Source organism: Ruegeria sp. BHSB172 (genome assembly GCF_059613165.1).
On the sequence record NZ_JBXWRZ010000046.1, the window covers coordinates 1 to 26394 of the forward strand.

Annotated in this window: 26 protein-coding genes and 4 pseudogenes; 10 read left to right on the top strand and 20 right to left on the bottom strand. The window is 58.1% G+C overall.

Features of this window, described 5'->3' with window-relative positions; translation table 11 throughout:
- Positions 1-105: pseudogene (locus AC2FM3_RS15430) on the bottom strand (IS6 family transposase); the annotation flags it as partial.
- A gap of 198 nt (positions 106-303) precedes the next feature.
- Entirely contained in the window at positions 304-528 is a 225-nt protein-coding gene (locus tag AC2FM3_RS15435; RefSeq protein WP_496683478.1) for a hypothetical protein, read from the bottom strand.
- A 200-nt stretch (positions 529-728) separates the two neighbouring features.
- On the opposite strand from AC2FM3_RS15435, the gene AC2FM3_RS15440 reads away from it, so the two are divergent.
- Both AC2FM3_RS15440 and AC2FM3_RS15445 read left to right on the top strand, forming a co-directional pair.
- Entirely contained in the window at positions 729-1256 is a 528-nt protein-coding gene (locus tag AC2FM3_RS15440) for a Dps family protein (RefSeq protein ID WP_496683479.1), read from the top strand.
- Between the two features lie 44 nt (positions 1257-1300).
- On the top strand, positions 1301-1585 hold the full coding sequence (locus tag AC2FM3_RS15445; protein ID WP_496683480.1) for a sll1863 family stress response protein: 285 nt from the start codon (positions 1301-1303) through the stop codon (positions 1583-1585).
- 327 nt (positions 1586-1912) lie between these two features.
- On the opposite strand, the gene AC2FM3_RS15450 is transcribed toward AC2FM3_RS15445, so the two are convergent.
- A complete protein-coding gene (locus AC2FM3_RS15450) occupies positions 1913-2185 on the bottom strand; it encodes a DUF2254 family protein (protein WP_496683482.1) in 273 nt (90 codons plus the stop codon).
- Between the two features lie 788 nt (positions 2186-2973).
- Here AC2FM3_RS15450 and AC2FM3_RS15455 point away from each other — a divergent pair.
- The 3 genes and pseudogenes from AC2FM3_RS15455 (at position 2974) to argE (ending at position 6712) form a co-directional block, all read left to right on the top strand.
- Positions 2974-4347 (top strand): aspartate aminotransferase family protein, encoded by a 1374-nt coding sequence (locus AC2FM3_RS15455; protein ID WP_496683484.1) that lies wholly within the window; start codon positions 2974-2976, stop codon positions 4345-4347.
- A 10-nt stretch (positions 4348-4357) separates the two neighbouring features.
- Positions 4358-5542: a M24 family metallopeptidase gene (locus AC2FM3_RS15460; RefSeq protein ID WP_496683486.1), complete on the top strand. Its 1185-nt coding sequence runs from the start codon at positions 4358-4360 to the stop codon at positions 5540-5542.
- A gap of 3 nt (positions 5543-5545) precedes the next feature.
- Positions 5546-6712, top strand: a pseudogene (gene argE / locus AC2FM3_RS15465) (acetylornithine deacetylase).
- A gap of 81 nt (positions 6713-6793) precedes the next feature.
- Here the strand turns inward: argE and AC2FM3_RS15470 are convergent.
- Positions 6794-7270 (bottom strand): MarR family winged helix-turn-helix transcriptional regulator, encoded by a 477-nt coding sequence (locus AC2FM3_RS15470; protein ID WP_496683488.1) that lies wholly within the window; start codon positions 7268-7270, stop codon positions 6794-6796.
- Between the two features lie 210 nt (positions 7271-7480).
- Between AC2FM3_RS15470 and ectA the strand changes: the two genes are divergently transcribed.
- From ectA to AC2FM3_RS15490, 4 genes are all read left to right on the top strand, one after another.
- A complete protein-coding gene (ectA, locus tag AC2FM3_RS15475) occupies positions 7481-8011 on the top strand; it encodes a diaminobutyrate acetyltransferase (protein ID WP_496683490.1) in 531 nt (176 codons plus the stop codon).
- A gap of 63 nt (positions 8012-8074) precedes the next feature.
- Positions 8075-9364 (top strand): diaminobutyrate--2-oxoglutarate transaminase, encoded by a 1290-nt coding sequence (gene ectB / locus AC2FM3_RS15480; RefSeq protein ID WP_496683492.1) that lies wholly within the window; start codon positions 8075-8077, stop codon positions 9362-9364.
- A gap of 4 nt (positions 9365-9368) precedes the next feature.
- Positions 9369-9761 (top strand): ectoine synthase, encoded by a 393-nt coding sequence (locus AC2FM3_RS15485; RefSeq protein ID WP_496683493.1) that lies wholly within the window; start codon positions 9369-9371, stop codon positions 9759-9761.
- A 32-nt stretch (positions 9762-9793) separates the two neighbouring features.
- Positions 9794-11230 carry an aspartate kinase gene (locus tag AC2FM3_RS15490; RefSeq protein ID WP_496683495.1) on the top strand — a complete coding sequence of 479 codons (1437 nt, stop codon included), beginning with the start codon at positions 9794-9796 and terminating at the stop codon, positions 11228-11230.
- 176 nt (positions 11231-11406) lie between these two features.
- Here AC2FM3_RS15490 and AC2FM3_RS15495 read toward each other — a convergent pair.
- The 14 genes and pseudogenes from AC2FM3_RS15495 to AC2FM3_RS15560 all read right to left on the bottom strand — a co-directional run bounded on the left by AC2FM3_RS15495 (position 11407) and on the right by AC2FM3_RS15560 (position 24626).
- A pseudogene (locus AC2FM3_RS15495) lies at positions 11407-12112 on the bottom strand (IS6 family transposase).
- 105 nt (positions 12113-12217) lie between these two features.
- Positions 12218-12754, bottom strand: coding sequence for a hypothetical protein (locus AC2FM3_RS15500; protein WP_496683497.1), 537 nt, complete (start codon positions 12752-12754; stop codon positions 12218-12220).
- Complete coding sequence (locus AC2FM3_RS15505; protein WP_496683499.1) at positions 12738-13508, bottom strand: hypothetical protein; 771 nt, start codon at positions 13506-13508, stop codon at positions 12738-12740. Before AC2FM3_RS15505 ends, AC2FM3_RS15500 begins: the two co-directional genes overlap by 17 nt.
- Before the next feature lie 71 nt (positions 13509-13579).
- Positions 13580-14095, bottom strand: a complete 516-nt coding sequence (locus AC2FM3_RS15510; RefSeq protein ID WP_496683501.1) for a DUF805 domain-containing protein — start codon at positions 14093-14095, stop codon at positions 13580-13582.
- Positions 14096-14424: 329 nt separating this feature from the next.
- A pseudogene (locus AC2FM3_RS15515) lies at positions 14425-15129 on the bottom strand (IS6 family transposase).
- Positions 15130-15243: 114 nt separating this feature from the next.
- Positions 15244-16077 carry a 3-oxoadipate:acetyl-CoA acetyltransferase gene (locus AC2FM3_RS15520; RefSeq protein WP_496683503.1) on the bottom strand — a complete coding sequence of 278 codons (834 nt, stop codon included), beginning with the start codon at positions 16075-16077 and terminating at the stop codon, positions 15244-15246.
- A gap of 3 nt (positions 16078-16080) precedes the next feature.
- The gene (locus tag AC2FM3_RS15525) at positions 16081-16959 is read right to left on the bottom strand and encodes an intradiol ring-cleavage dioxygenase (protein ID WP_496683505.1); all 879 of its coding nucleotides are present in this window, start codon (positions 16957-16959) and stop codon (positions 16081-16083) included.
- Between the two features lie 13 nt (positions 16960-16972).
- Entirely contained in the window at positions 16973-18730 is a 1758-nt protein-coding gene (locus tag AC2FM3_RS15530; protein ID WP_496683506.1) for an FAD-dependent oxidoreductase, read from the bottom strand.
- Between the two features lie 3 nt (positions 18731-18733).
- Positions 18734-19795 carry a branched-chain amino acid ABC transporter permease gene (locus AC2FM3_RS15535; RefSeq protein ID WP_496683508.1) on the bottom strand — a complete coding sequence of 354 codons (1062 nt, stop codon included), beginning with the start codon at positions 19793-19795 and terminating at the stop codon, positions 18734-18736.
- A gap of 2 nt (positions 19796-19797) precedes the next feature.
- Positions 19798-20658 carry a branched-chain amino acid ABC transporter permease gene (locus AC2FM3_RS15540; protein ID WP_496683509.1) on the bottom strand — a complete coding sequence of 287 codons (861 nt, stop codon included), beginning with the start codon at positions 20656-20658 and terminating at the stop codon, positions 19798-19800.
- Positions 20655-21449: an ABC transporter ATP-binding protein gene (locus AC2FM3_RS15545; protein ID WP_496683511.1), complete on the bottom strand. Its 795-nt coding sequence runs from the start codon at positions 21447-21449 to the stop codon at positions 20655-20657. The genes AC2FM3_RS15540 and AC2FM3_RS15545 overlap by 4 nt, the downstream gene beginning before the upstream one ends.
- A complete protein-coding gene (locus tag AC2FM3_RS15550) occupies positions 21449-22192 on the bottom strand; it encodes an ABC transporter ATP-binding protein (RefSeq protein ID WP_496683513.1) in 744 nt (247 codons plus the stop codon). Before AC2FM3_RS15550 ends, AC2FM3_RS15545 begins: the two co-directional genes overlap by 1 nt.
- 58 nt (positions 22193-22250) lie before the next feature.
- Positions 22251-23525 carry an ABC transporter substrate-binding protein gene (locus AC2FM3_RS15555; protein WP_496683515.1) on the bottom strand — a complete coding sequence of 425 codons (1275 nt, stop codon included), beginning with the start codon at positions 23523-23525 and terminating at the stop codon, positions 22251-22253.
- A 27-nt stretch (positions 23526-23552) separates the two neighbouring features.
- Entirely contained in the window at positions 23553-24626 is a 1074-nt protein-coding gene (locus AC2FM3_RS15560; protein ID WP_496683518.1) for a maleylacetate reductase, read from the bottom strand.
- Between the two features lie 91 nt (positions 24627-24717).
- On the opposite strand from AC2FM3_RS15560, the gene AC2FM3_RS15565 reads away from it, so the two are divergent.
- On the top strand, positions 24718-25665 hold the full coding sequence (locus tag AC2FM3_RS15565) for a LysR family transcriptional regulator (RefSeq protein ID WP_496683520.1): 948 nt from the start codon (positions 24718-24720) through the stop codon (positions 25663-25665).
- Between the two features lie 68 nt (positions 25666-25733).
- Here the strand turns inward: AC2FM3_RS15565 and AC2FM3_RS15570 are convergent, their stop codons facing one another.
- Positions 25734-26015, bottom strand: a complete 282-nt coding sequence (locus AC2FM3_RS15570; RefSeq protein WP_496683526.1) for a LysR substrate-binding domain-containing protein — start codon at positions 26013-26015, stop codon at positions 25734-25736.
- 122 nt (positions 26016-26137) lie between these two features.
- Positions 26138-26394, bottom strand: a 257-nt coding sequence (locus AC2FM3_RS15575) for a DDE-type integrase/transposase/recombinase (protein WP_496683523.1), incomplete at its 5' end; no start/stop codon positions are given.

Sequence of the window (26394 nt, forward strand, 5' to 3'; positions counted from 1 at the left end):
GACAGTTTCGTGGCTCACGTCGATGCCTCGCTCGTGCAACAAATCTTCGACATTCCGAAGCGAGAGCGGGAAACGAATGTACAGCATCACTGCAAGGCAGATGATCTCGGGCTAGATCTTGAAACAGCGAAATGGCGAGCGTTTGGTCATGGCTGGACGCTACAAAATCGCCTTCCCCCCCAAGCCGGTTTCCTTTGACAGCACTTCTGATCATGTCGCGAGGCCACGCAACCGCCCTGCCTGCCTCAACCTGAATCCCTCTGACAAGTCCTCTGAAAATGCCCCTCTACCACCACTGACAGGTCAATCGGAATCGTCGACAACGCGAAATTCGCCTGAAGGAATCTCCGTCGGCGGCTCTTCGAATTCATCCGTGTTCAGTCCTCTTCGGATCAGCTCGCGAATGGCAGCTGCGCGCGATGGAAGTCGGTTTTCAAATCGCCAGTCATCAATGACCTTCAGCTCTTCAACATCCAGCATCAGCTGCAGCTTTTCGGTGCGCTTCGGTGGTCGATCTTGATTGGGCATCGTTCCTCGCTCGCTTATGTATCACATCACTTACTCCACATACGTAAGGCAATGAACCTCCTTGACATCAGCTTTTAGGTAAATTCCCGCCTCCAGCGCTAGTCAATCTAGATCAGCAACAAACACAAGAAGCACAAAATACATACCTTAAATATATGTTTTTATTTGATTTTTCTCTATCGCAACCCTAGTTGTCGTGAATGACCGAAATAGGGAAAGGGAAAAGAATGACACAGCAAGTTCTGAAAACCGAACCCCAGAACGAAATGCATGATACCGGTATCGACAAGAATGAGTGGATATCAAACGCAGTCACCGAGGTTCTGTGTGACAGCGTTCTGTTGATGATAAAGACGCAAGGGTACCATTGGAACGTGGTCGGCCCCTTGTTCGTACCGATCCACGAATTGACCGAGAGACTGTACCGCGACTTGTTCGAGGCCATCGACGCATTGGCCGAGCGTATTCGAGCCCTGGGTCAGATCGCTCCCTTGTCCGTCACAGACATGGTCAGCCAAGCGCATTTGACCGAAGAAGAAACGATCAGGGACGCGCATGGCATGATGGAACAGTTGATCTACGATAATGAGTCGCTGGCGCGCAGGTTGAGAGAGACTGCTGCTCTTGCATCACGTCACGGCGACGGGGCCACGGAAGATCTCATGAACACTAGAATGGCAAAACACGAAGAGGCGGTATGGATGCTGAAGGCCATCGCGACTGCCTAAAAGAAGTAAGTGTAAAGTTTTTCTTACAGGTGAAGGACAAAGCGATGACCACACGCAAAGAATTCATTCAAGCAGCAAAAGCACAACTGGACCGTTGGGATGCGCAGATCGAGGAACTCGAGGCGCGCTGGAAGAAGGCAGAGGCCGACGCCAAGATGGAATACGAGGATCAATTGAAGAAGATCCGCAGCAAGCGTGGCGAGGCGAAAGAGCAAATCGACAAGGTTCAAAAATCCAGCGACAACGCTTGGGATGATGTCCGGCTCGGATCAGAGAAGGCATGGAAAGAAATTCAAGAGGCGATCCAGAAGGCGGCAACCCGCTTCTGATAGAGCCGGAACGGTTCAGGCGTTCAACGATTGGAGCTAATCCTCGAAGCCATATCCGGGGCCGCGGCAAGAACGCGGTCCCGGTCTTCTTTAAATGCCAAGTCACGATAAATGCCAAGTCACGATCCGAGAAGGCCAGTGCGCGAGCAGATGCCACGCGGGCAGCCACTGCCACTTCGGTGTCTTGGCTATGCGCCAGTCGGCACAAAGCCGATTGCTGGAACAGATGAACTTCGAACTTGTCGCCGGCATTCAGTGCGATGGCGTCGAATGCGTCTTTCAACAAACTCGCTGCCGCGATCGGCGGAACGCCAACGTGAGTGCAACTCAATTTCCTGGCGAGGATGTTTCGGAGGTCAAGGGCAACAACAACCGCAGCAGCCGTCCCATGATGGAAATTGCGGTCGTCGGATCGTTGATCCCTGGTGACAGCGCCCGTTGGGCAATTTCCGAAAGGACCTGGAGACTGAAACGCGGGTCCTGATCGAAGCTGCGCTCTTCTCCGACCAGAAAAGCATTCTTTACCCGTTCCTCATCCAGCTTGCCGGAAGTGCTAGCCAGTGCCTGGTTTTCAGAAACGTATGTGCCCGGGAGCACCATGACCTAGACACGGCCATTCTTGGCAGCGGCACATTCTTCCAGCATTCCGACATCGATGTGCTGAATGTATCCTGACCGGTCCGAGACAACGGCTGTCGCGGAGTTGGGGATGGCGTCACCTATCAGGAACATCACGGCATTGCACGGTGTTGACCTGTCTCCATCGGCAGATTTTCGTCGGGCCCCATTCGCTCATCGAGTTCTCATAGACAGCCACATGGTCGTGCCCCAATTGAAACAGTCCGAAAGCATCAACAGTGGCGAAGACTCCGCCTCCGCAATAGGTAATGTGACGCCGGGCTTCATCGGCTTGCACGTCTGCAAGGGCCGTCGTGTCAAGTCATGGTAAAAGAAATGTGCCATCGTCCTGATTGAGGCATTGCCAGACGACCCGCAACCGCCCCCCCTTGCCCACCCTCTTGGGCAACCGGAGGACACAATAATTTTTCTGCAAGTAGAAAGGATTACTATAGCGCCGCCGAGATCCACAACCGAACCGACATCAGGCTTTCAGAACGATTTGCTCTGACAAGATCCCGGTTCGAACTACAGCGGTGAAAGAGGCGTCTCAAAGGCGACCGAGCAGACGCTGAAGGGGATGCCAATTTCAATTGCGGCTTGCGCTGTTTCGTGCTTCCATCGCGTCGCCCTGGCAATAAAGGCATTGCGCGCTGCTGTCCGGGTGAGCGGAGCCAGTCTGCTCAGGTTGAACCGTTTCGGTCCAATGCGTGCAAACGGCTCCTTTCATGACAACCGGCGGCGCGCCGCCTGAACACGTAGGGTAAGCCATGCTTCACAATGACCAACTTGAACAGTGGGACCGCGAGAACTTTTTCCACCCATCGACGCATCTGGCGGAATTCGCACGGGGCAACCTGCCGCATCGGGTGGTGACCGGCGGCACCGGCTGCCATATCGAGGACCGCGACGGCAACCGCCTGCTGGATGCCTTTGCCGGGTTGTATTGCGTGAATGTGGGCTATGGCAGACCCGAGATTGCCGAGGCCATTGCCGATCAAGCTCAGGAGCTTGCCTATTACCATGCCTATGTCGGCCACGGGACCGAGGCCTCGATCACCCTGTCCAAAATGATCCTCGACCGCGCGCCCGCGCATATGTCGAAAGTGTATTTCGGCCTGTCCGGTTCGGACGCCAATGAAACCAACATCAAGCTGATCTGGTACTACAACAACATCCTCGGACAGCCTGAGAAAAAGAAGATCATCTCGCGTTGGAGAGGCTATCATGGGTCGGGTCTCATGACCGGCTCGCTTACGGGGCTTGAGCTGTTCCACAACAAGTTCGACCTGCCACTGGCCCAGGTGATCCATACCGAGGCGCCCTACTATTTCCGTCGCCCGGACCCGGCGCAGGACGAAGCCGGGTTCGTTGCCCATTGCGTGGCCGAGCTGGAGGCGCTGATCGATCGCGAACGCCCCGACACGATCGCTGCCTTTGTCGGCGAGCCGGTGCTGGGCACGGGCGGGATCGTTCCACCTCCTGACGGGTACTGGGAAGCCATTCAGGCGGTGCTTGAAAAGCACGACATTCTGCTGGTCGCCGATGAGGTCGTCACCGGATTTGGCCGGCTGGGCACAATGTTCGGCTCCGAGCATTACGGACTGCGCCCGGATCTGATCACGATCGCCAAAGGGCTGACTTCGGCCTATGCACCGCTATCGGGTTCCATCGTATCCGAAAAAATGTGGAAAGTTCTGGAACAGGGCACCGACGAAAACGGCCCGATCGGCCACGGCTGGACCTACTCTGCCCATCCGATTGGCGCGGCGGCCGGGGTTGCCAACCTGAAGCTGCTGGATGACCTCGGTCTGGTCGAAAACGCCGGGACCGTGGGGGCATACCTGAATGCGGCCATGAAGAACGCGTTGGGGGATCATCCCAACGTCGGCGAGGTGCGCGGCGAGGGCATGCTGTGTGCGGTCGAGTTCGTGGCCGACAAGGCAAGCCGTACCTTCCTTGATGCTGATGCAAAGATCGGCCCCCAGATTGCCGCCAAATTGCTGGAGCAGGACAGCATCATTGCCCGCGCCATGCCGCAGGGTGACATTCTGGGCTTTGCGCCACCCTTCTGCCTGACACGGGACGAGGCGGACCGGATCGTCGCAGCTACCGCGCGCGCGGTCCGAGCGGTTTTGGGTTGAGGAGGCGTCCATGTCGCATGCCAACGCACCATTCAGCCAAGCGGAATATCAGCGCCGCTTGGCCAAAACCCGCGCCGCCATGGCGCGGGCGGGATTGGATGCAATCTTTGTCACCGATCCGTCCAACCAGGCCTGGCTGACCGGCTATGACGGCTGGTCCTTCTATGTCCATCAGGGCGTAGTTCTGACGATGGAGGGCGAACCGATCTGGTGGGGGCGCTACATGGACATGATTGGTGGGCGCCGCACCTGCTGGATGCAGCATGACAACATCCTTGGATATGCCGACCATTTCGTTCAATCGACCGACGTCCACCCGATGCAGGATCTCGCGGTACATTTCAGAGCGCGCGGTTTGGACAAAGCCCGGATCGGCGTCGAGATGGAGAACTACTACTACTCGGCCAAGGCGCATTCGGTTCTGGTCGCAGAGTTGCCGGACGCCGAGTTTCGGGATGCCACTGCGCTTGTGAACTGGCAAAGGCTGGTCAAGTCCGACGATGAAATCGCCTTTATCCGCAAGGCGGCGCGGATCACCGACAAGGTGGTCCGAACCGCGATCGACCGCGCCGCACCCGGCGTGCGCAAGAACGACCTTGTGGCCGACATCATGTATGCCGGCATCACCGGGATCAGCGACGACTGGGGCGACTATCCGGCCATCGTTCCGCTGACACCATCCGGCCTTGACGCAACCGCTGCCCATCTGACCTGGAACGGTGCCCCCATGCGCGAGGGCGAGGCAACCTTTTTCGAACTCTCGGGGTGCTACCGCCGCTATCACGCACCGCTGTCGCGAACGGTGTTTCTGGGCCAGCCATCCGATGACATGCTGCGCGCCGAAGAAGCGCAGCTTGAAGGTGTCGCCGCAGGCTTGGAGGCCGCGCGCGCGGGAAACCGCACCTGTGACATCGCCAATGCCTTCATGAGCGTTCTGGAAAAACACGGAATCGAACGGTCGGGGCGCATGGGCTATCCCGTCGGCCTCAGCTACCCGCCCGACTGGGGCGAACGCACGGCTTCGATCCGCAGCGAGGATGAAACGGTTCTGGAGCCGGGCATGGTGTTCCATTTCATGCCGGCGCTCTGGATGGAGAGTTGGGGGTTGGAGACAACCGAAACCATCCTGATCCGGGACACCGGCGCGGCTGAACCGCTGTGCAGCATCGACCGCAAGCTATTCGTAAAGACCTGATCCATGCTTGAAGAAACCAAGCGCATTCTGAGCGACCTGATCGCCTTTCCCTCGGTTTCGGTCGACAGCAATCTGGCGATGATCGGATACATCGCGGATTATCTGGACGGGTGCGGTGCGCAGGTTGAGATCTTTCACGACCCCACCGGCCTGAAGGCCAATCTGTTCGCCACGCTTGGCCCGGATGTCGATGGCGGGCTGGTCATGTCCGGACACTGCGATGTGGTTCCCGTCACAGACTAGGAGTGGTCTTCGGACCCGTTTCAACTGGTTGAACGCGATGGGCGTCTGTACGGGCGCGGAACCTGTGACATGAAGGGTTTCGTCGCTGCAACCCTTGCCATGGCGCCGCAATTCGCCCAGACGCCCCGCAAGGCGCCGATCCACTTTGCCTTTACCTACGACGAGGAAACCGGCTGCGTCGACGCGCAGCACCTGGCGCGCCTTCTGGCCAGGCGTGGACGGCGACCAGCGATGGCCATCATCGGTGAGCCGACGATGATGCGAGTGATCGAAGGCCACAAGGGCTGCTTCGAATACACGACCCGGTTTCAGGGGCTCGAAGGGCACGGATCGGCCCCGGATCTTGGCGTGAATGCCGTGGAATATGTCGTGCGCTATGTGGCGCGACTTCTGGAGTTGCGCGAGCAACTGAAATCCATGGCGCCTGAAGACAGTCGCTTTGATCCGCCCTGGACGACATTGAATGTCGGCGCGCTGCATGGTGGCAGCACGCACAATGTCATCCCGCCAAAGGCGCAGGTCGCGTGGGAAGTGCGGCCGGTTCAGCCCTCGGATGCGGATTTCGTCAAACAGGCGATGGCCGAGTACTGCAACGATACGCTGCTGCCTGCCATGCGGGCGGTGTACCCGGAAGCCCGCATCGAAACCGACATCATCGGCGAGGTTGCCGGGTTGGTCCCGGTTGAGGGCAACGAGGCGAGGCGCCTCTTGTCAAGGCTGACCGGAGCCAATTCGGCAGATCTTGTGCCCTTCGGTACCGAAGCCGGAATCTTTCAACAGCTTGGAATGGACGTGGTGGTCTGCGGCCCCGGCAGCATCGAGCAGGCCCACAAGGCGGATGAGTTTCTTTCCGTCGATCAGTTGTCGAAATGTCTGGAGCTTTTGGAAAAGGTAAATCAGGCCTTCGCGACAGGTGGGGCCGACTGACGACGTTGCTGTCGGCACCGAAAGCCGTGCGCCGAACCGGAGTTCAGGCTCCACGCGTCGGGTGCATTTGACAGTCTGGCGCTATGATAAAGTCAGCGATTCACCGGTGTCCAGAACGGGCGCCGCGTCTATATCCTCGGCATCCAACATCGCAGCGACACGTTCAAGCGCGGCGATCAATGCGGCTTGCTCCCAATCCTCTAGGGCGTCGAACTTTCTCACGAACCGTTGCTGCAGCGGGTCCGGTGCCTGAGCGATTGCCTGCTTGCCCTTATCGGTAATCACGATGTTGGTCTGCCGCCGGTCGGTCTGCGACTTTACTCGCTTCACCATGTCATGACGGACCAGCTTGTCGACCAGCGAGGTCACGGTCGCTTGCGAAATGCGCATGCGCTGCGAGATGGCGGTAGCCGTGCATTGGCCGGTCTCGGCCACGATCTGCAGAACCCGGAACTGGGCGGCGGTCAGCCCCACGGATTGGGCCAGTTCCCGCCCGAACAGGTCGGTGGCGCGCAGAATGCGGCGCAAGGCAACAAGGCTGGCATCGATACGGTCCATCACTGATTACTGGCAGAGCCGGCATGAATATTCAATATCCGGCCTGAGCAATTTTTATTCGAAGGTCGAAACACATTTCGCCACTCGACCTGATGTTAGCTAAAGAACTTCTGCTTTTTTGCCATAATTTTAAAAATTTAAGGCGGGGTTGAATTTCGCGATGCGCACTGTTACTTAGCTTTTCAAAGTAATAGAAAGGCAGTGAGATCCATGAAGCACGCAAGAGAGTTGTTCAAGAAGCCAACCCCTCAGATCCGTCAGCCCGCCGCCGAAGACGGCGTGGCCATCTGGGAACTGGTGCGGGCGTGCAAGCCGCTCGATGAGAACTCGATGTACTGCAACCTGCTTCAATGCGAACACTTCAAGGACACATGCGTGGTGGCCGAGCTGGACGGTGAGATCGTCGGCTGGGTGTCCGCTTATATCCTGCCCTACGACCTCGAAACTGTGTTCGTCTGGCAGGTCGCCGTGGCCGAAAGGGCGCGCGGACTCGGTTTGGGCACGGTGATGCTGAGCGCACTGCTGCAGCGCGATGCCTGCCGCGATGTGACCAGCCTGCAGACCACCATCACCCGCGACAACGCGGCCTCGTGGGCGCTGTTCCGCAAGTTCTCGAAATCCCGCGATGCGATCCTGAAAAGCCAGCCCTATTTCACTCAGGCCCAGCATTTCAAAGATCGTCACAGCACCGAATTCATGATCACGATCGACCTGCCTCAGGCCGCGAAACTGGCGGCCTGACCGGGGCGCGACCAGATGTGGCGCCTGCCCCTTTATCCCCTTCCAATCCCAAAAGGACTTGATATGCCGACTGATACGTCAGCCGAAGCAACTGTATTCAAACGTCGTGAATCCAAGGCGCGCAGCTATTGCCGCAGCTTTGACACCATCTTTACCCGGGCGCAGGGGTCCGAACTGACCGACGCCGAGGGCAAAACCTATATCGATTTTCTGTCCGGCTGTTCGTCACTGAACTACGGCCACAACGACACCGATATGAAGGTCGCGCTGATCGAACACATCACCTCGGACGGTCTGGCCCACGGCTTGGACCTGCACACCGATGCCAAGGCCGAGTTTCTGGAGGCGTTCGAGCGCCATATCCTCAAGCCGCGCGGCATGGATCACAAGGTGATGTTCACCGGCCCGACCGGCGCAAACGCGGTTGAGGCGGCGTTGAAACTGGCGCGCAAGGCGACGGACCGGAACAATATCATCGCATTCACCAACGGCTTTCACGGCGTGACGATGGGCGCCTTGGCCACCACCGGAAACGCGTATCACCGCGAAGGCGCAGGCACCACGCTGAACGGCGTGACCCGGATGCCCTATGACGGATTTTTTCCGGGCGATCACGATGCCGCCGATTTCCTCGAGGCCATGCTGAAAGACAGCTCCAGCGGGATCGACGCCCCGGCGGCCATTCTGCTGGAAACCGTTCAGGGCGAAGGCGGTCTGAACGCGGCCAGCCCGGAATGGGTGAAACGCGTGGCGGCGCTGGCCCGGGAACATGGTGCCTTGCTGATCATCGACGATATCCAGGCCGGCTGCGGCCGGACCGGCGGGTTCTTCTCGTTCGAGGACATGGGTATCACCCCCGATATCGTGACGCTGGCAAAATCGGTGTCGGGCTTTGGCCTGCCGATGGCCCTGATGCTGGTGCGACCGGAATACGACCTGTTCGGCCCGGCCGAACACAACGGCACGTTCCGTGGAAACACCCATGCCTTCGTCACCGCCCGCGTGGCGATCGAGAAATTCTGGTCGGATGACACGTTCCGCAAACAGACCGACGCCAAGGCGCGGATCCTGACCTCGGCCCTGGCCGAAGTGGCCGCGCTGGTGCCGGGCGCCCGGCTCAAGGGGCGCGGCATGATGCAGGGCGTCGATGTCCAGTCCGGCGATCTGGCGGCCGATATCTGCAGCCGCGCGTTCGACCGTGGCCTGATAATTGAAACTTCGGGCAGCGAAGATCAGGTGGTCAAGGTGCTGGCACCGCTGACAACCCCCGACGAGACCTTCCGGCGCGGGCTTACGATCCTGCTGGATGCCACGCGGGACGCGATGGAAACCAAGAAAATGGCGGCGGAGTAAGATCATGATTATACGCGATTTCAACGACATCATCCAAAATGACCCCGATCGGGTCGTCTCGGATGCGCAGTGGTCATCGGTGCGGATGCTGCTGGCCCAGGACGGGATGGGATTTTCCTTCCACATCACTTTTCTCGAGGAAGGCTCCGAGCACACGTTCGAATACAAGAACCATTTTGAAAGCGTCTATTGCATGCAGGGATCCGGCTCGATCACGGACGTCGCTACCGGCGAGACCCACCACATCCGGCCTGGCGTCATGTATGCGCTGGACAAACATGACCGTCACATCCTGCGCGCCGACGAAGAGTTGGTCATGGCCTGCGTATTCAACCCGCCGGTCACCGGCAAGGAAGTGCACCGCGAAGACGGCTCTTACGCATTGGAATCCACCTAAAGAGGCCCCGGCGTGCGCCGGGTGAAACATCCGTGACTTTTCCTGAACACACCGTCGAGAAGATCGGCGGAACATCGATGAGCCGTGTCCGCGAACTGCGCGATACGCTGATCATCGGCGACCGCAAGGGCGCGGACTTGTACCGCCGAGTCCTTGTGGTCTCGGCCTTTGGCGGCATCACTAACATGCTGCTCGAACACAAAAAATCGGGCGAGCCGGGCGTCTACGCCCTGTTTGCCAATGACGACAGCGATCACGGCTGGCTGGGCGCGCTGACCCGCGTGGCCGACGCGATGTCCCAGGCCCACAACGCGGTTCTGGACAATCAAGGCGACCGCGCCTTGGCCGAAGATTTCGTGCGCGACCGTATTGAGGGCGCCCGCAGCTGCCTGTTCGACCTGCGGCGCCTGTGCTCGTACGGACATTTCCGCCTGTCCAGCCAGATGATGATCGTGCGCGAGTTGCTGGCCGGGCTGGGCGAGGCGCATTCCGCCTTCGTCACCACGCTGATGCTGCGGCGCGCCGGGGTGAATGCGCGGTTCGTCGATCTCAGCGGCTGGCGCGACGAAACCGAATATTCGCTGGAAGAGCGGATTTCGCGCGCCCTGGCCGATGTGGACCTGACCCGCGAACTGCCCATCGTCACCGGTTACGCGCAGTGCCGCGAAGGGTTGATGCGCGAATATGACCGGGGGTATTCCGAGGTCACGTTCTCGAACATCGCGGCCCTGACCAAGGCGACCGAGGCGATCATCCACAAGGAGTTCCACCTGTCCTCGGCCGACCCGGCCCTCGTGGGGGCGGACGCCGTGCGCAAGCTGGGGCACACGAACTACGATGTCGCCGACCAGTTGTCGAACATGGGGATGGAAGCCATCCACCCCAACGCCGCCAAGATCCTGCGCCAATCAAATGTCGCCCTGCGCGTCACCAACGCGTTCGACCCGGACGATCCCGGCACGCTGATCGACGACCAGCCGGCTCAGCAACCGGCGGTCGAAATCATCACTGGCCTGGACGTTGTGGCGCTGGAGCTATTCGAGCAGGACATGGTGGGCGTCAAAGGCTATGACAGCGCAGCACTCGAGGCGTTGAAACGCCACAAGGTGCGCATTGCGTCGAAAACCTCGAACGCCAACACGATCACGCATTATGTCGAAGCCTCGCTGAAGACGGTTCGGCGGGTGATCACCGACTTGGAACGCGCCTTCCCGTCGGCCGACGTCAATGCCCGCTCCGTCGCGATCGTTTCGGCGATCGGGCGAGATCTTTGTGGGCTTGGCTGTTTCTGCGCCGGGTTGCGGGCGCTGGAGGACGCAGGCATCGAAGTGATCGCCGCGCACCAGACAACGCGCAATGTCGACATTCAGTTCGTCGTGCCCCGGGATGCCGTCGAAGATGCGATCAAGGCGCTTCATTCCAACTTGATCGGATCAACTGAAACCACCAAACTTGATGAAGCCGCATGAGGGGTGCTGCCAGACCAATTCGAACTCGTATCTACGAGGGCAGGATGGCTGTTCCTTGTTCAACGCAGAGACCGCGCCGCTCGGCGAGGGCAGCAGCGCGGGTCAGCCTGAAATTTGGTCTTGGGTGGTGTCAGACAAATTCTAACTCGTTTCTACAAGGGCAGGATCGCTGCCTCTTATTCGGCACAGAGACAGCGCCACTCGGCAATTGCGGCGGCGCGGTTCAGCTTGAAATTTGTTCTGGAGTAGAGGCTGCGCTCCAAGTTGAACAGGTTGTAGACCGAAGCGTAGACAGATGCGAATTTCTGCAAACTTCGCATCCGCCGGAAGCGCGACATCGCCCGCTCTCGCCGTCGGAAGGGCAGGTGTGAATGCTCGGCACGGTTGTTCAACCAACGACCGGTTTTTTTGGAGAAGGCCAGCACCGATTTCCTTCAAGGCAGCGCCGTAGGATCTGAGCCGATCGGTAACGATGGTCTCGGGTCGGCCGTGCTTGAGCATTGCTTTCTTGAGAAATTTCAGCGCTGCCGTTTTGTCACGCCTCTTCGAAACGAAGCTTTCCCGAACCTCGCCCTCATGATCTACAGCCCGCCAAAGGTAGTGCCCTTCGCCTTTAATCTTCACTAACATCCCGTCAAGATGCCAGCGCCACTTGCTTGAACACATGCCCTCGATCCGGCGCTTCCGGATTTCGGCAGCGAACAATGGCCCGAACCGATGCCACCAGAACCGCACAGCTTCGTGGCTCACGTCGATGCCGCGTTCATGCAGCAGATCCTCGACGCTGCGCAACGAAAGAAGAAACCGAACGTACAGCATGACCGCCAGGCGGATTATCTCGGGGCTGGTCTTAAAGTACTTGAAAGGAAAGCGTTTAGTCATTGACGGAAGCTACAAACCCGCCCTGCCCGTCTCAAGCTGATTTGTCTGACAGTGTCCATCGAACAAACAGGCTCTCAGGCTTTTTTGCGGTGTCCAAAATGCATTTTACTCCCAATCGCCAGCAGACGAGCGCCAAGTCTTGGCTTCGCCATCCCAAACACTGGCTGTTGCGCAAGGCGTCGGGTTTATTCCGTCACAATTGGTTCCGTGGACATCTGCAAGGACAATGCGTTGACGCCCGAATTCGACGACCGTCCAGCCTCGATTGAGCAAGGAGTGAACTTCCTCTTCAATCAAGAAGTGCGACATGCATCCACCAGTTCCGCAATAAAGAGATGCGGCGCTCGAACACGCAAAACCAGACTCATTTAGAACCCAGTCGCGTTGTAGATCTCCGTCGAGATCGACCCTTTCAACGGCGCCCCAAGCTATGTCAAACTGACCGTCATTGAACTCCGCGCAGGCTTGTGCCGCCAGATCAACCTTCGTCTGCAAACCGGGCGGAAGTTGCGAAACATCAGCCGCGACAGATGGTGAGGCCCAAACAAGGCCCGAAGCGAGCACAATCCCGGCGACCAAACATTTCATCTGACGCGCTATTTGGGAAGCTGGCTGGAAGGAGGTATCAATTGCACTGATCATACTTGTAGTCCCCATATTCCAGCCAGTTTGCCGAGCCTTCGTTAAAAATCAGAAACTCGGACCTGTCCTCCCCAAGCAGGGCGACGACAAATCCGGCGGGCGGCACAGAGTTTCCGAAGTAACTGTAGGCCGTCATGGCTCTGATCGACTCGCCGTTTACTGTTACTCGCGCGTCCCACTCCCCCTCCGGATTGTCCAGAATTACATATTCGATCTGGCGTTTTATCGCTCCGCCACCACAATAGACGATGCCTTCGGGTGCTTCGTAGGAACCCCCCTGGCTGGTATCTGAGTCGCACACGGAACGAAGGGACCGAATTGCAGCACCGGAACCTTTCAAGTCAAAGATTCCATAGCTGATATCTTGATCAATCATAGACAGGTTAACCGATGCATTGGCTGCAAGCTGGTCCAATACAAAACCGTAGTCCTGCTGACTCTTGAAACTGACCTCGACGGGATAGTTGTCTACGATCTGCAAAGCCGCGTTTTCTGCGCCAACCTGGAATGCCCCAACTTCGGTGGTGCCGTTCTTCAAAAACCGAATGGAAAGCCCTTGCTTCTGCACAATGTCCTGGCTGTCCTCATATCCAGCCGGAGCAAAACGGATACGGTCACACTGAAGCTCCAGCGTCATGTTTCCGGTCTGAATAAACGCATTGGGATTAGGCCCGGAGTTGAACGACCACTCCGCCGATGCTGTGGTCGCCATTGCCATCATCAACGCTCCAATGGAAACCGTTTTGAACCTCATTTTTCTCTCCATGGTGTTACGTTTCGCGCAGTCATTCAGCAGGGATCCGGCCCGTTACCTGGGCAACCAGATCAGGAAGCAGGTTCGCCGTAGTCGTTTGCGCCTTCTTGGGAAGGTCGCGTCAGCCACCAGATCATCAGGATGGACAGAACCAATTGAAGAATTGAGACAACAACAATACCGGTCGCACCCAAGACTGCCGCGGGTCCCCGCAATGCATCGGGGTTTTCCGTCCCTTGCTCCAATACCGAGAAGAACGCCACCCCACCCAGCATAACAAATAGCGATGCAATGCTGAGCGCCATCGGCAGCAGCAAGTACCAGCCAGGTCGTCCTGTATCATGCAGCCTTCTCCAACCGGCGGCCAGCATAGGTATGAGAACGGCCAGTTGGAAAACAGAGGACAGAACCCGAGATCCCTGCCCTGTTTCGGGGTCGGTCCCGAATAGGATCGTATCCAACACAGCCAAACCAGCACTCACGAGAACCACAAACAAGAAGAACCACCAGTATTCTGAGCGTATAGCCCGACCGGAGAACTGGAAGTATTTCGAGAAACACGTTTTAACGGCTTCACCAAATCCCATTTTTCACTCCTTTCTTCGTTTCCAAGCAGCCTCAAATCGCTTCGCCGCTCAGGAGAACACACTCGCACCTATGGGTGTTCCCAACTACCTTTTTGTTTAAAACCAGAAGTCTATCATACGAGAGCGTAGAGAAATCTACGCGCGGAAAAAGTGTTGATTTACGAAAAATTAGGTTCAAACATGCGAATTCGGCACAATTTTCATTTGCCTCCGTTGTTGTTGCTGCTCGCTTTGCCGAGCACTTCCAGCCCTTTGAGTGAGTGCTGGCGGTCTGAAGATGCTGCCAGACGAATTCGAACCAGTCTCCACAACGACAGCGACACTGCCCGTTATGCCGTGCCGAGACTGCGCCACTCAGAAAGAGCAGCGGCACGGTTGAGTTTAAAATTGGGTCGTGGGTGAAGGCTTCTTTCCAAATTGAACAGGTTGTCAATTGAGGCGTGGACGGCGGCGAATTTCTGCAAACTTCGCATGTGCCGGAAGCGAAGCATCGCCCGTTCTCGTCGTCGGAAAGGCAGATGTGAATTCTCTGCTCGATTGTTCAGCCAACGGCCCGTTTCCTGCCTGCCACCTGCACCAATCTCCTTCAGGGCCGCACCGTCCGACCGTAGCAGGTCCGTGACGATGACTTCAGGTCGACCGTGTTTGCGCATTGTTTTCTTTAAGAATTTCTACGCGGCTTTCTTGTTACCTGTCTTTGTGACGAAGCTTTCCAGGATTTCGCCTTCATGATCGATAGCCCGCCATAGATAATGCCGCTCGCCGTTGATCTTCACGAACATCTCGTCCAGATGCCAGAGCCACTTGCTGGATTTCATGCCCGTAATCCGCCGTTTTCTAATCTCGGACGCGAACAACGGACCGAACCGGTGCCACCAAAATCTCACAGCTTCCTGCCTCACATCGACGCCGCGTTCATGAAGCAGGTCTTCAACATTGCGGAGCGACAGCGGAAACCGCACCTGCAGCATCACCGCCAAGCGGATTATCTCACGGCTCGTTTTGAGATAGCGAAATGGATCAGATTTGGTCATCCGACGAGGCTACGAAACCGCCCTGCCCGCCTCAAGCTGATTTGCTCTGACAGCACTGAGCGCGCGGCTTCATCGGCTTTCTGCACTTTGTCGTTCATTCCGCTGTCCCTTATCTCAAGCTGCTTGCAGACCGAGAATGGCGCGTGCCTGCGCCGGAGTGGCGACGGGTCGGTCGTACCGCGCGCAGAGTTCGGCGGTGCGCGAGACCAGCGCCGCGTTCGACGGTGCAAGAGTGTCCCGGTCGATCCGGACATTGTCCTCCAGGCCCGTCCGCGCATGACCACCTGCACTGATCGCCCAGTCGTTCAGCTCGTACTGATGGCGCCCAATCCCGGCCGCGCACCAAGGGGCATCCGGGCCAAACAACCGCCCGACGGTTTTGACGTAGTAGTCAAAGACGTCCCGGTCTGCGGGCATGGCATTCTTCACGCCCATGACGAACTGCACGTAGGGAGTACCCGCCAGCTCTCCGCGATCAGCCATTTCCTTGGCTTTCAGGATATGGCTGAGATCGAAGGCCTCAATCTCTGGCTTAACGCCGTGAACCTTCATTTCGGAAGCCAGCCACGCCACGAGATCCGGCGGATTCTCGTAAACCCGCGTCGGGAAGTTGTTCGACCCAACCGACAGAGACGCCATGTCGGGCTTGAGCGGCAACATTCCACCACGTGTCTTTCCAGCGCCCGACCGACCTCCCGTTGAAAATTGGATGATCATCCCCGGGCAGTGCTTTTCCAGGCCTTCCTTGAGGCGCGCGAACTTGTCGGGATCAGAAGACGGGGTTTCATCATCATTGCGCACATGGGCATGGCAGATCGTGGCCCCTGCCTCGAAGGCGGCGTGCGTACTCTCGACTTGCTCCGACACCGTGATCGGAACCGCAGGGTTATTCGCCTTGGTTGGCAGGGAGCCGGTGATCGCAACGCAAATTATGCAAGGTTTTGTCATGGCTCACACCCGCGCAAGAACAAAATCAAAGTCGATGTCCCAATAGGCACCCTCGAACCCCACTTCGGCGGCACGGTCTTGGTCGTCGACACGCTTGATGTCCGCCAGCAAGCTCTCCTTTACGCCAAAGACGGCATCCGAATTGATGTAGGGATCGTCAGGATCGAAAATGTGAGTTGTCAGGGTGTCATAACCTTCGGCCGAGATGATGAAGTGAAGGTGCGCTGGACGGTTGGGGTGACGACCCAAATGGCCAAGGAGTTTGCCAACCGGACCGTCATCGGGGATCGGATAAAAGCGGGGTTTGACCCCTTTAAACCAATAGCTTCCATCCTCACCGGTCCGGAAGACACCCCGCAAATTGAAGTCAGGCTGCAAGCCCTTTTGCTGGACGTCGTAGAACCCATCATCATTAGTCTGCCAGACATCGATCTTGGCCCCCGCAATGGGATTGCCATCAGTGTCGAGAATGCGGCCGTGAACAACCATGTCCTCACCCTTTTGATCCAGACAGATGTTGGTACCCATCTCGTATTCTGGTGCATCCGGGACGTGAAAGGGACCGAGTACCGTATTCTCGGAAGCACCGGTCGTGCGGCGGGAGTTGATCGCATCCACCAGCATCGAGACGCCAAGCGTGTCGCTCAGCAGGATGAACTCCTGGCGCCATTCGTCGCACATATGCCCGGTTTCAGTGAGAAACATGATTGCCTTGAACCATTCCTCCTGCGTCGGCTCGATCTCCTTGACCGCTTCGTGCAGCTTCCGAGTGATGACTTCCATCACGTCCTTGAGCCGTTCGTTCTTCGCGTTGGCATTGCGTCCGGTGACGACCTCTATGCTGTCGGCTTCGGTGAAGAACCCTTTTTCATGTGCTTCCATCAGAGGATCCCCCTTATCGCGCCAGAATTTTCGACAGGACCCGTTTGAGGTCGTCTTCCGGTTTGGCGCTCATGCTCTCGGCACGCCAGGCAACGTGGTGGTCGGGGCGCACGAGGATGCAGCCGGAATCGGATATCTCCCGGGCCCGGGCCCAATCACCGGTGAGGTCTTCAATCTTTCGGCGCGGACCAACGAGATGCACCCGGATATCCATCCCGAACGCCGCACCGATTGCCTTTGCCGCCTCTGCCCAGGCTTCGCCGCCAATCCCAGTGAACAGTGTGAACTTGCCGCGACCGCTGAGATCGAGGGTCGAGTGCTTGTCCCCCGTCTTGTGATCGAACAGCCAGACATGCGGGATCCGTGCGCCCGGCCATGTGGTGGGCTGATAGTGCAATTCGGCATCCAACTCGAAGGCCGGTTCCAATTGACCATCGGTCTCGACAGCAGATGAGCGGTAACGCTGATTCATCTCGACGCCATGGGCGTCGAATTCGTATTTCTTGAATGCGATGGCCTCACGGATCGCCTCGCGCTGCTTTTCTGCCTCAGGGGTGGTCTCGCAACGTGCCTCGAGGTTTTCCTGCATGATTTCAGGTTTCACACCTTCCGCCATGCCAAGCGCCTCGAAGATCGGGCCAAACTCGGCGATGGACTGGTTGGCGCGCGTCACGATCTGCTTGGCGACCGGCGCGCGTTCTTCGGAATAACTATCCAGCAAGCTCGGACCCGCCTGCCCTTGCAGCACCGCCGCAAGTTTCCAGGCCAGATTGAAGCCGTCCTGGATGGATGTATTCGACCCAAGCCCGTTGGATGGCGGGTGCCTGTGCGCCGCATCGCCCATGATGAACACGCGGCCCTTTTGCATGTTTGTCGCGTACATGTTGTTGACCGTCCAGGTGTTGGCGCTGATCAACTCGATCTCCAGTTCGGGATCGCCGACCAGCTGGCGCGCCACCTCGGTGGCCATGGCCTCGTCGACCTCAGGCGCCGGCAGGTTGATGTCGTAACCCCAGACAATGAGCCATTCGTTCCAGGGCCGGACCATGCGGACAAGACCCATGCCGATGCCCCCGACATCGGCGCCCGGTTGCATAACCCAGTAGAGAACGGACGGGCGGTGCGCGACATACTTCGAAAGGTCCGCCCGGAACAGGATGTTCATCGAGCCGCCAACGCCCATCTGCCCTTCAAAAGGCAGGCTCTCGTGCTCGGCCACAAGCGAGTTGCCGCCATCCGCGCCCACCAGGTACTTTGAGCGCACCGTGAATTCCTTGCCCGAAAGGCGATCCAGGCAGGTGGCCGTCACACCCTCGGCATCCTGCTCATGCCGCAGATACTCCACCGACATCCGGGCTTGCGTGCCGCGGCGACAGGCGGTCCCGAACAGGATCGGCTCCATGAACGTCTGTGGCAGGTCGATCATGTGACAGGGGGAGGCGAGCTGATGCTCGGCACGGGACAAAGGATGTTTGCCCCAGCTTTTCATCCGCCCGATCTCTTCCCCAGCGAGACTTTCGCAAAACACGTTCTCCCCCATCAGGTCCTGGTGCGCGCCGTGCATGTAGGCCTCTTCTTCGACCTCGTGTCCCAGATCGCGTAACACCTCCATGCATCTTTGATTGGTGATGTGGGCGCGGGGTGTGTTGGCCAGCCAGCGATAGCGGTTCACGGCCATGTTCTCGACACCGTAGCTCGACAAGAGCGCAGCTGTCGCCGACCCTGCCGGACCCGTGCCGATGATGAGAACGTCAGTTTCAAAGTCGGCCATGATTTAGCCCTCCATCGTTGGTGTTGAACCGCCAACCAAGCGGCGACGTATTGGAAAAAGTTGCAGGCCTGTGCGCTCGGAGATCAGTCCCCAAAGCCCGCGTGGCGCAAAGAGCATCACGCCGATCCCGATCAGGCCGAGGATCATCAGGTACCAGCTGCCATAGTCCGCCAGCAGGCTTTGCAGCAGGAAGAAGACCATCACACCAAGGATCGGGCCCTCGATTGTCCCGATCCCGCCTATGACGACGATAAAAATTACATAGGCGGTCCAGTCGGTTACGCTGAAAGCCGCGTCAGGTGAAATTCGCGCCTTCTGAAGATAGATCAATCCGCCTGCCAGCCCGGTGCCAAAAGCGGACGTCAGAAAAACCAGCCACTTCATGCGCCCCGCATCGACACCCACCGATTTGGCGGCTTCGGTATTGTCACGTACCGCCGCCAGCGCGAGGCCACGCTTCGTCCTGAGAAGCCAGTAGATGCCAGCAATGGTCGCTACGGCCAGTGCAAGGGCCAACCAGTACGCCAGGATGTCACGCGCCGCACTGGCGCGCACGTCAAAGACCGCGCGAATGCCGTCCACTATAGCCAAGTCACGCAGGGCGTCGCGCGGCAACGACGTGCCCGTCCCTCCGCCGACCGCTTGCCATTGCGCCACTGAAAGGCGCGCCACCTCCGCAATCACCCAAGTGCCAATCGCGAAATAAGCCCCTTGTAGACGGAACGCGAAGAATGCGGTGGGAATGGCCAACAAGAGAGCCGCCCCACCGGCGAGCAGGATAGACAAGATCGGGTCCATGCCACCCAGGATGACCGCACCGTAAAGCGCATAGGCACCCATGCCCACGAAGGCTTGCTGACCGACCGATACCAATCCGCCGTAGCCTGCCAGCAGGTTCCAGTATTGGGCCAGTGTCAGCATGGTCAGGATAAAGAACAGGTCCTGTATCATGCCGCGAGACGCAAAGGCCGGCGCTGCGATCAAGGCGATCAGCAATATAAATGCGGCGATTGCTGCGATGCCGGACGCCGGGGTCCGCGTCGAAATGGAATAAGTGGCAGCCATGATCAGTTCGCCCTCGGAAAGAGCCCGCGCGGGCGGATGAGAAGAACGACGAGGAAGGCAACATGACCCGCCAGGATCTGCCATTCTGGATTGATCGCGGCCCCTACGGTCTGCGCGACGCCGATGATAATGCCACCCACCAAAGTGCCCCAAAGGCTGCCGAGACCGCCAATGATCACAGCCTCGAAGGCATAAATGAGACGCGCGGGACCAATGGAGGGATCGAAATTAGCCCGGACGCCAAGGTAGAGCGCAGCGATGGCAGCCACGACTAGGGCGAGCCCCGTCGCAGTTGCGAAAACCCGTTCCGGCTTGATCCCCATCAGGCTCGCTGTGATCGCATCGTCCGAGGTCGCCCGGAAGGCACGCCCGATCGCCGTGCGGAAAAAGATATGGTTGAGCGCAAGGATCACCGCGATCGCCGATCCGAAAGTCATTAGCGGAAGCACGCCCATGCTGATTGGACCGACACTGACCGATGCCGTCTCCAGGGCACCGGCCGAAATGCGTTGGCTGTCTGCGGAAAAGCCTTCGAGCAGCCCGTTCTGGATTACGATCGAAAGGCCGAATGTCACCAAGAGCGGTGGCAGAATATCATCGCCCAGTGTCCTGTTCAGCACCAGCTTTTGCAGTATCCAGCCAAGAATGAACATCAGCGGCGCGGCCACGACGATTGCCAGAAAGGGGTTCAGACCGAGGACCGTGACGCAAACGAGGATAAGGTAAGCGCCCAGAATAATCAGATCGCCATGAGCCAGATTCACCAGCCGCATGATCCCGAAAACAAGGCTCAATCCGGCGGCAAAAAGCGCATAGAGCCCACCAAGCATGATCCCCTGAACAATTGTGTCAATCCAGATCATGCGACGGCTCCGAAATAGGCGGCTTGAATGTCTTCGCGGCTGATCTCGGACGGCTTGCCCTCCAGGGTCACCCGACCCTCCATCATGCAATAGACCCGGTCCGCAACGGCCAGCGCTTGGCTGATGTCCTGTTCGACGACGATGACGCTAGCACCGCTTTCCTTGATTTTTGGAAGAGCCGCGTAGATGTCCCGGATGACAACCGGCGCAAGTCCCAGGCTGATTTCGTCACACAGCAGAACGTCGGGATTTGACATTAACGCGCGTCCGATGGCGACCATCTGTTGTTGACCGCCTGATAAGGCCGTCCCTGGGTTATGGCGCCTTTCCCGCAAGATCGGGAACAACTCATAGATGGTCTCGAGCGTCCAATAGCCCTGCCCATCATGGCCCGTGGCCAACTCCATCGGATCGGGTGCCCCGGTGAAGCGCGACAGGATACTGTCGATCCGGTCCCCCAGATCGCGCCCGCCCTTGTGCTGCGCGCCGATGATCAGATTCTCCTCGACCGACAGCGACGGAAACAGCTTGCGCCCTTCCGGCACCATGGCAATGCCGCGCTTCATGATCGTGTCCGCCGGCAGATGACCGATCTGCGTTCCGTTATGCAGGGCATGCTCCGGCGCGTTCTTGAGCACGCCTGTGATCGAGCGCATCAAAGTCGTCTTCCCCGCGCCATTGGCACCGATGATTGCGACCGTCTCGCCGCGCTCTAGCCGGATATCGACACCAAAGAGGGCCTGAAAGTCCCCGTAATGCGCCGTCAATCCCTTGGTTTCCAAAAGAGCCATCAGACGTCGATCCCCAGATAGATTTCTTTGACTTCGCGGCTGTCCATGATCTCAGCCGGATCGCCAACGCCGATCACACGTCCGAAATCGAGCACCAGAAGCCGCTCAACCACACGGGTCAGCGCATGCAGTACGTGCTCGATCCAGATGATGGTGACGCCTTCGGCATGAATGTCGCGGATCGTTTGTACCAGCGACTTGCACTCGGCATCGGTCAAACCGCCAGCGATTTCATCCAACAGCAGCAGCTTTGGCCCGGTGGCCATGGCCCGCGCCAATTCAAGCCGTTTGCGCTCAAGGAGCGAGAGGGACCCTGCCGGCTCATTGGCTTTGGGCATCAAGCCCGTGCGGTCCAAAACATCGGCGCAGGCATTGGCAACAGCCGCTTCGGAGGCGCTGCGCCCGTGTGTCGCCGCCACCAAGAGGTTCTCGAAAACTGTCATTTTGTCAAACGGTTGCGGGATCTGAAACGATCGGCCAACGCCGCTCAAGCACCGGTGCATCGGGGCCACGTGGGTCACGTCTCGCCCACCAAAATGAATGGTGCCCGCGTCCGATATGAGGTTTCCGGTTATCAGGTTGAACAAAGTGGACTTGCCCGCCCCGTTCGGTCCGATGATCCCGAGTGCCTGTCCCTCGGGCACGTCAAAGCTGACCGCATCGGTCACTTTAAGAGAGCCGAAACTCTTTGACACGTTTTCAAGGCGCAACACGGACAAGCCCTCCCTGACCTCAAGCGTCACTCGAAGTTCCTCTCTTGGGGACAGCGCCCCGGGCCGCGCCCGGGGCGCTGTTCCGGTTTCAGGTAATGGGTTCCATCGTGCCACCTGTCGGCACGTTGGGTGCGGTCTGGTTGTCCACGATCACAAGATCGTAGCCACCGCCATCCTTGAGGCGCCACTGCCCCCCGACCAGCGGCGTTTTCGCGACATTCTTCGCCGCAAACGGCGGGAGAGCGGCACCATTCCAGGCCAAGGGTCCCACAATGGTGTTCAAGTCGGTCGCGGCGATGGCCTCGGATACCTCGTCGGGATCTCTGCTGTCGCTGACACGGCTCATTGCATCCGCTGCGACTTCGAAGAGAGCATGCACGAAGCCGATCGGCTGGGTCCAGGGACGCCCCGTCGCCGACGTGAAGCCCTCTGCTAGGTCGCCTGCGCTCATTCCGTTCAGCGATGAGGTAAAAGGATGCGTCGGCGACCACCAAACCTCGGACGAGAGGTTATGACCAGCATTGCCGAGCGCTTCGACGGCCTGAGGGAACAGGATCGCTTTGCCAATCGACGCGGCCTTGGGCGCAAAGCCCTGCTGTTTGGCCTGGGTCCAGAAAGTGGTGAAGTCGGGCGGGATCACAACGCCGGTTACGATCTCCACACTCGCCGATTTGAAGGCATTTATCTGTGCCGAGAAATCATCTGTCAGGTTTTGATACCGACCCGGATCGGTCAGCGTGTAGCCCTGTGCATCTAGCACCGGCGGGAAACCGACATTCGGGTCACCCCAGGCATTGCCGTCGCCGTCGTTCGGGAAGAGGCCACCAACGGATTTGTTGGTGTCGAGTTGCGCCCACATGTTTGTGAAGACCGCAATCACATCTTCCAGCCCCCAGAAGAAGTGATACGCGTAATTGAACGGTTGCCAACTGCCCGGATCGCCGGGGTTGCCTTGCTGTCCGATAAACCACGGCTGCCAAGGTGCCACCGTCGAGATACACGGGATTTCCTCATTCTCGCAGGTAGTTGTAACGGGGTTGGTCGTCTCGGGCGTCGATGCCACGAGCATCAGGTCAATTTCATCGTCAACGATTAGTTCCTGCGCCACCTCCGCAGCTCGGTTGGGATTCGACTGGCTATCCTTGACGATGACTTCGAAATTGGCCCCAGCCTCCGTGGCCGAAAAGCCGTCAAGAATGAACTGGTCGGCCTCTGCGAAGGCCGCCAAGGGGCCTGACTGCGGGGTGACATAGCCAATCCTGATGCGTGCACCTTGTGTAATGGCAGGCGTGGCTAAGCCGCCCGCCGCAAGCGCCACACCAGATGCGGCGGTCGTCTTGAGCAGCTTTCTGCGTGTGATCATTTCAGTTCCTCCCAGTCGTTTTCTTGTTCAGTTATTTGGTCGACGGCCATGGAACGCGGCGTCCAGAAGCGCGCGAATTCCGCCTCGTGTGATCTCTGCCGGGTTCCAGTAAGCGTTCTTCGTGGCGAGTTCGGCAGCTTTGTCCAAGTCTGCTTCCACCAGACCTAAGTCGGACAAACGCCGCGGCGCGCCCATCTTTTCAGAGAAGATATTCAGGGCTTCTCCCGGCCCGTCGGCATCAAAGATCTCTGCGACAGGAGCCAGCAACTCGGGCACGGCGGCGGCATTGAAAGCGATCGCGTGGGGCAAAATAATCGCGTGGGTTTCAGCATGCGGCAAATCGAAGGTCCCGCCGAGCGTATGACAAAGCTTGTGGTGGAGCGCCATGCCGACCTGCCCCAAAACGGTGCCGCAAAGCCATGCGCCATAAAGTGTTTCACCTCGGGCATCGAGGTCGTCTGGTGACGCGATAACTTTCGGAAGTGCCGCCGCAAAGGCGCGCATGCCTTCAACAGCCAATGCGCTGGACACTGGGTTGCGGTCTTCCGCGTAAAGACCCTCAGCTGCGTGAGCGATGGCGTTGAGCGCACTGGTCACCGTCATGGGAACGGGCAAAGATGCCACAAGTTCGGCATCGTATAGGATCACTTCTGGCTGCACTTTGGGATCTTTGAGAGTGGTCTTCAGGCTGTTCTCTGTTTGCCCTAGGATCGGCGTCGCCTCCGATCCCGCATAGGTCGTGGGAACGATGATCTGCGGCAGATCAGTTCGATACGCGATCGCTTTGGAAAGTCCGGTTGTAGACCCCCCGCCAATAGCCACAAGGCAATCTGCGTCGATCTCCTGCACGTGTTTGATCGCATCCTCGGTCACGGTCACCGGTGTGTGCATCGCGGCTCCCGTAAACACGCCTGCTGCGCGCGGACCTACTTCCTTGGCAAAAGCCAACGCCGTATCTGCTTGGTGCGGCGTCGACAGGACCAAGGCGCGCTTTGCACCAAGGCGTGCGATCTCAGCTCCAACCTCACGGCGAACACCCGGTCCAAAGCTGACGCGAACCGCCGCACTGTTTGCAACAAACTCACGTTGAAAAAACGACATGTCCGCTCCCCCGTCATCCTGACGAGTCCGGATTAGCAGAAGTATTTTTCGAATTTGATTGAATCTCGTGCAGGCTATATATCATCAAGTTATGAAAATTGACCCGCGCCATCTTGAGATACTTGCATCCATTGTCGACAATGGTGGACTTACCGAAGGTGCGGAGGCGCTTGGCAAGTCGCAGCCATCGGTGTCCCGCACGCTCTCGCAACTGGAAAGCCGTATTGGCGCGCCGCTGTTTCAGCCTGGTCGTAGACCGCTGCAGCCTACAGATCTGGGACACTCTCTCGCGTCCCATGGACGTGTAGTCCTGGAAGCAACTCGCGCGGCGGGGAAAGACATTGATCGTTTTCGAACAGGGCATGCGGGGTTTGTCCGCGTCGCCGGGACACCTGTCTTCATGGATGGGGTGATCGCCACCATCATTGCCCGCTTTCAACAACACATGCCAGATGTGTTCCTTGAGCAGAGCTATGGCTACGCCGACGCGCTCATTGACCGGTTGCGGAATGAAACACTCGACCTTGCGATCGTTCCGCTGCAAAAACAACAAGTTCCAGAAAACCTCCGTTTTCAGCCCATCTTGCCGGGCCAAAACGTGATCGCCTGTCGCAATGGCCACCCGCTGCTTCGAAAGAAGTCCGTGACCCTGTCCGATATCTCGCGGTACTCTTGGATCGCGCCGCCTACCGACAGCCCACTTTATCGCGACTTGCAGCGCGCGCTGTCAAAGATCGGCGCAAAAGACTTCAAGATTAACTTCTCTGGCGGTTCTTTGGCTTCCGTCGTCAGCATTCTTGCCGGATCCGATAGCCTGACGGTTTTGCCCTACTCCGTTGTCTTTGAGATGGCAGGGCAAAATCAGATTTCGGCACTCAAACTCGAGATCGGCCACCCGGACCGCATGCTTGGTGTCTTGTCGAAAGAGGAGACGAATAACAATCCCGCTGCAAATCGGTTCAAAGCATTTGTCATCTCTCAGTTCGAGAACCTTTCGAGGCGTATCAGCCAACAGAGGCAAGAACAGCTTTGGCGATGACTGACCGTTCGGGGCATTCTGGCTATGCCAAGTGTGAGATCAAGCACAACTCGGCAGATCTTCAAGGGTCAGAACACAAACCCTTCGTGATCCTGAAGGAAAGCCTCGAAGAAGTCGGTGAACGTCGCAACCAGTGGCGGCAAAGCCTCGTAGGGTGGATAAAACAAGGACAACCACAGAGGCGGCAGGGACCAATCTTCCAGAACCGAGACAACGTCTCCTGACGCGATCTCATGTGCCACATGAAATTCCGGCAACATCACAATACCTGCTCCTGAGCGCACAAATTGATAAAGTAGATCGCCGTTATTCGTGTGAATCGATCGACCAGCGGTGAATGGGCGCTTCAGTGGGGGAGGGTCACCGGAGACTCCTCCTCACCATAGGACAGGCAAATTTCGTGATTGAGATCATCAGGTGGTGCTGTCAGACGAATGCGAACCAGTCTCAGTTTGCCACGGAAACCGCGAACCTATCCGGAACTAAGTTCACGCCACTCGCTAAGAGCAGCGGCCCGGTTCAGCTTGAAGGAGTCTCTGCTGGTGAGCGATCTTTCTTGGTTGAAGTGGTTGTAGACGGAGGAATGGACGGCGTCGAACTTCTGTAAACTTCGCATGCGCCTGAAACGTTGCATGGCGCGTTCGCGCCGTCGAAAAGGAAGGTGTGAATTTTCGACTCGGTTGTTAAGCCACCTGCCCGTCTGTTGTTTTTCGAGCGCGCCCATTTCTC

What these genes read in the sequence shown, in the direction of transcription:
- AC2FM3_RS15435 (WP_496683478.1), bottom strand. Translation starts at nt 528, where the DNA reads ATGCCCAATCAAGATCGACCACCGAAGCGCACCGAAAAGCTGCAGCTG.
- AC2FM3_RS15440 (WP_496683479.1), top strand. Translation starts at nt 729, where the DNA reads ATGACCGAAATAGGGAAAGGGAAAAGAATGACACAGCAAGTTCTGAAA.
- AC2FM3_RS15445 (WP_496683480.1), top strand. Translation starts at nt 1,301, where the DNA reads ATGACCACACGCAAAGAATTCATTCAAGCAGCAAAAGCACAACTGGAC.
- AC2FM3_RS15450 (WP_496683482.1), bottom strand. Translation starts at nt 2,185, where the DNA reads ATGGTGCTCCCGGGCACATACGTTTCTGAAAACCAGGCACTGGCTAGC.
- AC2FM3_RS15455 (WP_496683484.1), top strand. Translation starts at nt 2,974, where the DNA reads ATGCTTCACAATGACCAACTTGAACAGTGGGACCGCGAGAACTTTTTC.
- AC2FM3_RS15460 (WP_496683486.1), top strand. Translation starts at nt 4,358, where the DNA reads ATGTCGCATGCCAACGCACCATTCAGCCAAGCGGAATATCAGCGCCGC.
- AC2FM3_RS15470 (WP_496683488.1), bottom strand. Translation starts at nt 7,270, where the DNA reads ATGGACCGTATCGATGCCAGCCTTGTTGCCTTGCGCCGCATTCTGCGC.
- ectA (WP_496683490.1), top strand. Translation starts at nt 7,481, where the DNA reads ATGAAGCACGCAAGAGAGTTGTTCAAGAAGCCAACCCCTCAGATCCGT.
- ectB (WP_496683492.1), top strand. Translation starts at nt 8,075, where the DNA reads ATGCCGACTGATACGTCAGCCGAAGCAACTGTATTCAAACGTCGTGAA.
- AC2FM3_RS15485 (WP_496683493.1), top strand. Translation starts at nt 9,369, where the DNA reads ATGATTATACGCGATTTCAACGACATCATCCAAAATGACCCCGATCGG.
- AC2FM3_RS15500 (WP_496683497.1), bottom strand. Translation starts at nt 12,754, where the DNA reads ATGATCAGTGCAATTGATACCTCCTTCCAGCCAGCTTCCCAAATAGCG.
- AC2FM3_RS15505 (WP_496683499.1), bottom strand. Translation starts at nt 13,508, where the DNA reads ATGAGGTTCAAAACGGTTTCCATTGGAGCGTTGATGATGGCAATGGCG.
- AC2FM3_RS15510 (WP_496683501.1), bottom strand. Translation starts at nt 14,095, where the DNA reads ATGGGATTTGGTGAAGCCGTTAAAACGTGTTTCTCGAAATACTTCCAG.
- AC2FM3_RS15520 (WP_496683503.1), bottom strand. Translation starts at nt 16,077, where the DNA reads ATGACAAAACCTTGCATAATTTGCGTTGCGATCACCGGCTCCCTGCCA.
- AC2FM3_RS15525 (WP_496683505.1), bottom strand. Translation starts at nt 16,959, where the DNA reads ATGGAAGCACATGAAAAAGGGTTCTTCACCGAAGCCGACAGCATAGAG.
- AC2FM3_RS15530 (WP_496683506.1), bottom strand. Translation starts at nt 18,730, where the DNA reads ATGGCCGACTTTGAAACTGACGTTCTCATCATCGGCACGGGTCCGGCA.
- AC2FM3_RS15535 (WP_496683508.1), bottom strand. Translation starts at nt 19,795, where the DNA reads ATGGCTGCCACTTATTCCATTTCGACGCGGACCCCGGCGTCCGGCATC.
- AC2FM3_RS15540 (WP_496683509.1), bottom strand. Translation starts at nt 20,658, where the DNA reads ATGATCTGGATTGACACAATTGTTCAGGGGATCATGCTTGGTGGGCTC.
- AC2FM3_RS15545 (WP_496683511.1), bottom strand. Translation starts at nt 21,449, where the DNA reads ATGGCTCTTTTGGAAACCAAGGGATTGACGGCGCATTACGGGGACTTT.
- AC2FM3_RS15555 (WP_496683515.1), bottom strand. Translation starts at nt 23,525, where the DNA reads ATGATCACACGCAGAAAGCTGCTCAAGACGACCGCCGCATCTGGTGTG.
- AC2FM3_RS15560 (WP_496683518.1), bottom strand. Translation starts at nt 24,626, where the DNA reads ATGTCGTTTTTTCAACGTGAGTTTGTTGCAAACAGTGCGGCGGTTCGC.
- AC2FM3_RS15565 (WP_496683520.1), top strand. Translation starts at nt 24,718, where the DNA reads ATGAAAATTGACCCGCGCCATCTTGAGATACTTGCATCCATTGTCGAC.